Below are 7859 nucleotides of genomic sequence, written 5' to 3'. Positions count from 1 at the left end.
CGTCAAAACGGGGCAACCCCACCACCCTGACCGTCGCACCAACCACCCCCGGCCTCTTCCAACCCTCGCCAACTGGCGATGGAATCCGCCGGCACAGCCAGCCGACCGACTGCCGTCTGCTCGACACGCGCGTGCTCCTGGTTCGCCGCCATCGCATCGAGTCGATCAGCAGTAGCGTTCGCGCTCTTTCCAAGAGGCGTAGCGATCCAAATCCTCGCGTAGCTCCTTGTGGAAGTCAGCGCGCAGGTTCGCCAGTGTTGGCGCCGGGCCAGAGGCCGCAGACCTCAGCAGGGTCGATAGGGGCCAGGTGAGAACCTGTCCGCGCCAGCCGCAGTAGATCGCCACCGCGTCAAACCGGAAGGTGTCGAACCGGTCGAGCAGTACGTAGCCGAGCAGTTGCCGCAGCCATGTGACTACATCGTTGTCGGTGGGTTCAATGGCGAGCTTGACGTCGACCAACGTCCGACCGATCACCAAGTCGGCCACGCCGTACCCGTTGGCCATCTCTGGTGCGACGATCACCTTGTCGCCCAACGCGAGCAGGCCTTGTCGACCGCGGTCGAGGTAGACAGCCCAGCACTGGTGGAGCGCGTTGAGGATTTCGGCGTTGCCATAGAAGTCCGCCTCTTGCAGCAGCGCGCTTGCGAACAGCGAACGGCGTTCGTCAACTGTGCGCTTGTTCCCCCAGCGGTGCATGGGCTGACTGAACGAGTCAAGGAGCAAGCAGGCTGACAACGAAGCCAGCTGGATTTCGTCCACATCTATCGGGTGGTGAGTACGCGTCCAGTGCTGCAGCACAGGGTCTGTGGTTCCGTTCGCGTGCAGCTTACCGATCGGCGTGTGCTCGAACCCCGCAGCCGCGAGCAATGCGGCACAGCGGTCGACAGGGAGATAGGACAGTTCCTGTAGCCGCGGAGGTGCATCGGCCAGATCGAGACCGATGCGGAGTTCCAGCGCCCACCCGATGCTGTCGCGCCCGCAGGTCGGTGCGGAAGCGCCGTCTCGGCTCGCGGAGGCCAGTTCCGTGGTCCATGCCTCGACCACAGGGTCGCGGTGAGGCAGATGCTCATCCAAGAACCGTGACAGCGGCGTTCCTCGACTTTTGGCCTGCTCCTGAATGCCCACGGCGACACTCCCCCTCGTGATCACGCCAGCCAGTGTTCACAATGCCGGTAGAGGTACGGAGTGTCCATGCAGCCTTCGGTCAGGCGAGTGTTGGGATCTGGATGCTGATGGTCGCTTGACCGCTGTAGTCGTGCAGATGAACTGTGAGCTGGATGGCCTCGAACAGTCGGCGAAGCAAGGGCGCCGGTGCCCGCACAAGGCAGTCGCGAAGCCCCGCCAGACGCTCGATCACTACCGAGACATCCTGCTCTCGCAAGGGCTCCTGGCCGGCGACAGACTCAAACGACGCGATCTCGGCGGCCGTAGCCGTTTTCTGGGACTCAAGGTCGTTGTAGCTGGTGCGGAGCGCGGCCGTGAAGGGATCATCGGGCGCGCAGTTGCGGGCTTGATGAAGCAGGTTGTGCTGTTGCCGCTCCAGTGTTGCCATACGACGTCGCCACCATTCCTGTTGCGTCACAACGCCGCGCGACGTGTTCTGATCACTCTCGCCGCCGGCAGCTTGCAGCATCGTCGCGAGCTCCGGAACGAACACCTGCTCGGCAAGCAACGAAGCGGCTGCCCGCAGGATCGCCTCCTCCCGGATGTACACCGCTTCGCTCCCTGGCGGATGCAGACCTTGTCGTCCTCGGTTGTTGTCGCTGGGCCAGCAGGTGTAGTAAACGAGTCCACGTTTCTGGTTGCCGTGCATCCTCCGTCCGCAATTGCAGAAGACCATGCCCTTGAGGGCGTAAGTCCGTTTGGTCTGCGGGTGAGCGTGAAGGGTGGCTTCGGAGCGTGTGCCGCGGTTGGACTGACGAGACGCAGTGATCTCGTCGAACATCCACTTTGGAATGAGTGGTTCGTGCGCGGGTTCGTGCGACCACACCCAGTGGCTCGGCGGATTGACCTTCCCGCGCTTGGAGCGCGTCGCGCGCCGGTTGAATACCTGGTATCCGGCGTACTTCGGGTTGCACAAGACTCCGCTGACGCTGGATTTGCTCCACAGACCGCGAGCGCGTGCCTTGCCCGGAGGCTCCGGCGGTGGAAAGGAAGCCAGGTCTGCGTTGAGCCGCTCGGCGATGACCCCATAGCCGAGACCCTCGTAGTGCCGCCACGACGCGATCTGCGTGACTGTCGCCGCCCGCACGCCGTCCGGCTCGAGCCTGGTCTTGGTGAGCCCCTTCTCCGCCTTCGCCGGGTTGGGATGGCGATACGTCTTGCCCTTGTAGCCGTACGGCGGTTTGCCGATGTTCCAGCCTTCGCGGACGTGCGTACACAACCCGCCCCAGGACAGCTCCAGGGTGTTGAGTACTTCATATTCGGCTACCGCTTGGTTGATCCGACGCTGCAGAACCTGTTGGGCCCGGCTGCCGTCGAGCTTGATCGGCTCGTTCCAGGCAAACAAGGGCACACCGCCCTTGTCCAATGCACGCTCGACGGACAGGCCCTCGTACATGCGCCGTGCCACTCGTGAGGTGGACTCACAGATCACCACATCAAAGCGCCGACTGGAGTGCTGTGCCTCGTCAAGGAGATCGGCCATGCCTCCATCACGGGCGATGGGGATGTCGAACCGGTCGTAGCCGGTTCCGTGTCCTCGTTGGTCGAGCTCCATGCGGCCGGACTCGACGTCGTAGAAGTGACAGACGATCACCCACGCGTCGGGAACAGCCCCACGGCAGCGTTCGAGCTGCCGTATGAGCGACTGCCGCGGATCTTGCCGTTCGTGGGTGGATGTTCTACCCAACCACGCGACTCGAACTTCGCCGTACAGCAAGGAAACCGGCATACCGAACGGCGACACCGCGAGGTCCGACAAGCTAGCGGCCCGTACGGCAGCGCCGTACGGTGTGGCCGCAGAGTCGAACGATGTTGTCATGCCCGCCGCTCCGTAGCCGCGTCGGCGCGTACCTCTTGCACTGACCAGTGGAGCAGCTCGCGCACTACTGCCGTGAGTTCCAGACGCTGGCGCTCACCGTCTATCCCGCCGACCCGGCTTACCTGGCTGGCAAAGAGGTATCGGCCGCCGTTGCGAGCGCCCTCCCACTGGTATGACCAACTCAGCCCAGGAATCTCGACGCCAACGCAGCCCTCATGACGACCGCCAGGCGCGGTGTCGTAGATCAATTCCAGCTGTGTGCCTAAGTACTCATCCATGTGCATCCGTACGTTCCTGCTCGCAACTTCACCGGATGCCAACAGATCTGACTAGATCTCTGACGCGCAGCGAAACCTGACAAGGTGACACTCAACGATGTCGTAAACAGCGGCTGTCATTGAGGAACGCCGACCCACCAGCCGGCTCACAGATGACCATCGCCCGGTCAGGGCGAACGCGGCAGCCAGGCGCGAAACTACCTCAGGAGCTTGCTTTCCCCGGCACTCCCAAGGCTGTGCCACTCGATCGGGGGATGCATTGCCGTCAGGACCGACGGACGATTCACCCTTCAGTCAAGAACCCCGAAGACACTGTCAGCCGATCGAGTCGCGGCTGACCAGCGCGGTTGGTGAAACGATCTCGGCTCAAGAGTCGACTCTGCAGGTGAACCGTTACTCTGACCATGAGGTCGAGACGAGGAGAAGAGGAGCCGTGGCAGCGTCAGGCGAACACATCAAGGCTTTGGTGCGTAGCCACGCTGCTGGAGACGACGAAGCCTTCTACGCAGTGGCGTTGCAGGTCGCCGCCAAGGCAGCGCGACAAGGGCACAACATGCTGGCCGGCGACCTGAAGCAGCTGATCGAGACCGGCCGGCGTCAGCCCGTGGCGGACAAGGTCACCGCGATCGCTCGCCCTCGGGGAGATCTTGCCGATCTACTGACCGCTGACTTCCCGGATGTGACGCTCCGTGACCTGATCGGTCCGTCGACGTTGAAGGATGCGGTTGCTCGGGTGCTGCATGAGCAGCGGCAGCGGCAAGCGCTACTCAAGCATGGGTACGCACCTATACATCGGTTGTTGCTGGAAGGACCGCCTGGGACCGGCAAGACGATGACCGCCGGCGTTCTTGCACATGAGCTGTCGTTGCCGCTGTTGACCGTTCGGCTGGACAGTTTGCTGAGCAAGTTCATGGGTGAGACGGCCAGCAAGCTCCGAACCGTGTTCGATGCAGCGGCGACGCAACGCGCTGTGTATCTGTTCGACGAGTTCGACGCGCTCGGTGGCCATCGAGGTGGGAACGATGTGGGAGAAGCCCGCCGGATCGTCAACGCTTTCCTGATCTTCCTTGAGCAGGTCAGCACAGAGAGCATCGTGGTCGCTGCCACGAACCACCGATCGATCCTTGACCATGCACTGTTCCGACGGTTCGACGTGGTGATCAAGTACAGCCTGCCGGACGCTGAACACGCTGTCGAGGTCATGAAGGCTCGCCTCGGCCCGCTTGGCCGCGGGATTCGCTGGGCGCAGGTCGGTTCGCATACGACCGGGCTGAGCCACGCCGAGCTGGTCAAGGCCGCAGAATCAGCCGCAAAGCAGGTCATCCTGCGCGACGCAGAGCGCGTCACAGCGACGGATGTGATTGCCGCTCTCGACGCACGCCGGGCGGGAAGTAGTGAGTGAACCTGCCTCAGCGTCGCTGACGCACCTCACTGTCCTTGATCGCGCCGAAGACCGAGACTTTCATCGCCGCGGCGGTGGTGACCCACGGATTCGCGACGTAGAGCGTCGGGATCATGGTGGCAAACTGCGTGGTGACCTGCAAAGCGCATTCACCCAAGCAGAGGCGGATCGCTCGGACATTGAGGACGAACTCACGCTCGAGGAGCTGAAGGCACTGGGCGTGATCTTGGTGCTGGATGCCGGGGATCAAGCGTTCCCGCTGAAACTCGACTCGCTCGAACGTATGTCGCCCCAACGCAAAACACCTAAACGACCCCAGTGGCTGCTGCTGTCCGTCACACCGTCTGCCGCGGGCCAGCCGGAAAGCGCCGTCGTCTGGGTCAGCGACGAGTATCGCGCAAAATTCCTGCAGCTCTTCGAAGACTTCCTCAATCGCCAGTCACCGACAGGAAACCCTCGCAATCGGGAACTCGTCGCCAACATCGGCCGTATCCGGCGAGCGGTGCTCCTGGATCTGTGGCAGTCGGCGGGCGAACCTCCTGCTCAGGGGTTGGTCTGGTGGGAGTTGTGGCTCACTCCTTCTAATTCCGGCCTAGACCTGCTGAATGCATACGCCGACGCAACAGGTCTGCGTGTTTCGTCGCGACGTGTGGAGTTCGCTGATCGAACCGTTGTATGGATTGAGGCGCGGTGGGACGATCTACAGGTTCTGCCGTTCACCGCGATTCCACTCGCCGAGGTCCGACGTCCCGAGTTCGTCGACACGATCGAGGACCTGTCGCTTGACGATCAGAACGAATTGACCACTGATCTCCTCGGCCGCACCACCGTTGCCGCAGTCGAAGCCGCTGCCGTCGTCTGTCATTTGGACAGCGGCGTACGCCGATCTCATGTCCTGCTCTCGGCTTCTCTTGCCCCGGCAGATGTGCACTCCGTCGTCGACAGCGCCGGCACTGACCGTTTGGGCCATGGGACGTTGATGGCTGGGCTCGCCCTCTACGGACCGCTCGATGACGTTCTCTTGAGCGCCAAACCTGTCGTGCTCACGCACCGGCTGGAGTCCGTCAAGATTCTTCCCGAGGCCCCAGCGGTGAACGACCCACTCGCCTACGGTCTGGTCACCGCCCAAGCCGCTGCTGCCGCCGAGGCGTCTGCGGCAGACCGTCGAAGAGTGTTCTGCATGCCGATCACCTCGCCGCCAGAGGCCCGGTTCGGGGAGCCTTCCCTTTGGTCAGCATCGATCGATGCTCTCGCCGTCGGCACCGATATTGGACAGTCCGACGGCGGAATCAGCCTTCTCGGCCAACCTGATCCCGCAGCAGCTCGCTTGTTCCTGATCTCCGCCGGCAACGTCAACGCATGGGAGTCGAGCATCGACTACCGCGATGTCTGTGACGCCGCTGGCATCCAGGATCCCGCACAGGCATGGAACGCCTTGGTCGTTGGCGCGCACACCGATCTCACTTCCATCCCGTCCGATCCGAACTTCACGCATTGGACACCGCTCGCAGCCACCGGAGATCTATCTCCCCATAGCAGGACGTCGCTGCTGTTCGGAACCCGTCCGTGGCCGCTCAAGCCCGACATCTGCATGGAGGGCGGCAACGTCCTCACCGACGGCGTGGACTTCCACGACAAGCACCCTTTGCTCACCGTAAGGACCACATCACACAGGAATGACCTAGCTCTGACGTCGGCCAACGCCACCAGTGCGGCAACCGCCCAGGCGTCCCGACTCGCCGCTAAAGCAATGGCGGCATACCCCACCTACTGGCCGGAAACCATCCGCGGTCTACTCGTCCACGCCGCTGAGTGGACCCCAGCGATGAAAGCCGAGATCGACAACAGCACCGGCAAGACCGCACGGCAAGCCATGCTGCGTCGCTACGGCTGGGGCGTGCCTACCGAGGAAGCGGTCCTAACCTCCAGCCGCAACGCGGTCACCCTCGTCACCCAGGACGAGTTCGTTCCTTTCGACGGCCCGACGCATCGTGCCCGCAGCTTCCGGCTGCACCGTCTTCCTTGGCCGACCGAAACGCTTCGCGACCTCGCCGATACACAGATCCAGCTTCGAATCACGTTGTCCTACTTCATCGAACCCGCCGCGTCCCGGAGGGGATGGCGACGCCGTTACGCCTACGCCTCTCACGGCCTGCGCTTCGAGCTGAGATCACCGCTTGAGCAGCGTGTGGACGACTTCCTCGCCCGCGTGAACCGCGACGCACATGACGAGGAGACCGGTTCACGACCGCCTAGCGGATCAGATCGCTGGGTCGTGGGCAGCAATCAACGCAACCTCGGCTCGCTGCACCACGACATGTGGGATGGGGCTGGCGCCGAGCTGGCCGACAGTGACCTCATCGCCGTCTATCCGGTCGGCGGATGGTGGAAGAACAACAAGCGGGCAGACCGCGCCAACCTTCCCCTCCGCTACAGCCTCATCGTCTCTCTGCGTACACCAGACCAAGACATCGATCTATATACCCCCATCGCTACCGCGCTGAGGGTGCCGATCGCCGTCGAGATCGACGAACGCTGATCCTGATCTTTAGGCCGACTCCGCCAAATCATGAAGGTGTCAAGAGCCCAAACATCGGACAAGCAAAGACACTGACGATCGCCCTCCAGCGACACGAGTGATGGCAAGAGCTCATGCGGCTAGCGGCCGGTCGAGCCAGGGCGAAGAGCAAAGCGAGAAGTGACATCCTCTGCACTCGGAAGGTAGTCCAGCAGATCAGGCGACATCCTGACCGGGAGCACCTCGCTGCCGGTTCCGAACGACGTGGGCACACCCGAAATGCCCCGAAGGACATCCCGTACGTACCGACGCTTGAGCGCTAGTTCTGCAGCGTGAACGTCGGCGTGCCGGGCCGTGAGTACCTGCACCGGTGTCGCACCAAAGCGGAGGTGCTCACGGACGCGGCTGTGGTATCCGCGGCCAAACTTCACGACGTCCTGGTACCGCACGAGATAGAACAGGTAGGCGTCCTCCGCACGCGCACGGTGGCTACGGGATCCAGGCTCTGGCGGACATACAACGCATTCGTCGCGGCCGCGAGACATGACCTGAATCTGGCCACACGCGTCGTGGCGACCCCACGTGCCGTGTGACTTCGGCACGTACGGGTCGTCGGTCCAAGGAAGCCCCAGCACATCGCCCGCGAGCACGGTCCAGCCTGGCTGCTCGTACTGCGCC

The 7859-nt window shown here is 63.0% G+C and carries 4 protein-coding genes; 2 read left to right on the top strand and 2 right to left on the bottom strand.

Annotated elements, in window-relative coordinates; genetic code table 11:
- Nucleotides 1–165: 165 nt before the first annotated feature.
- On the bottom strand, nt 166–1125 hold the full coding sequence (locus tag B0F77_RS06465; protein ID WP_143466602.1) for a UDP-N-acetylglucosamine--N-acetylmuramyl-(pentapeptide) pyrophosphoryl-undecaprenol N-acetylglucosamine transferase: 960 nt from the start codon (nt 1123–1125) through the stop codon (nt 166–168).
- A gap of 79 nt (nt 1126–1204) precedes the next feature.
- Complete coding sequence (locus tag B0F77_RS06460; RefSeq protein WP_086661861.1) at nt 1205–2983, bottom strand: recombinase family protein; 1779 nt, start codon at nt 2981–2983, stop codon at nt 1205–1207.
- A gap of 711 nt (nt 2984–3694) precedes the next feature.
- On the opposite strand from B0F77_RS06460, the gene B0F77_RS06450 reads away from it, so the two are divergent.
- Nucleotides 3695–4663: an AAA family ATPase gene (locus B0F77_RS06450; protein ID WP_086661859.1), complete on the top strand. Its 969-nt coding sequence runs from the start codon at nt 3695–3697 to the stop codon at nt 4661–4663.
- Nucleotides 4656–7202, top strand: coding sequence for a S8 family peptidase (locus tag B0F77_RS06445; RefSeq protein WP_211293689.1), 2547 nt, complete (start codon nt 4656–4658; stop codon nt 7200–7202). Before B0F77_RS06450 ends, B0F77_RS06445 begins: the two co-directional genes overlap by 8 nt.
- Nucleotides 7203–7859: the final 657 nt, after the last annotated feature.

This window comes from Lentzea kentuckyensis (assembly GCF_002150765.1).
In the GTDB taxonomy this organism is placed as follows: Bacteria; Actinomycetota; Actinomycetes; order Mycobacteriales; family Pseudonocardiaceae; genus Lentzea; species Lentzea kentuckyensis.
The sequence above is the reverse complement of the archived record's forward strand: the minus strand, read 5'-3'. Positions and strand labels throughout refer to the sequence as shown.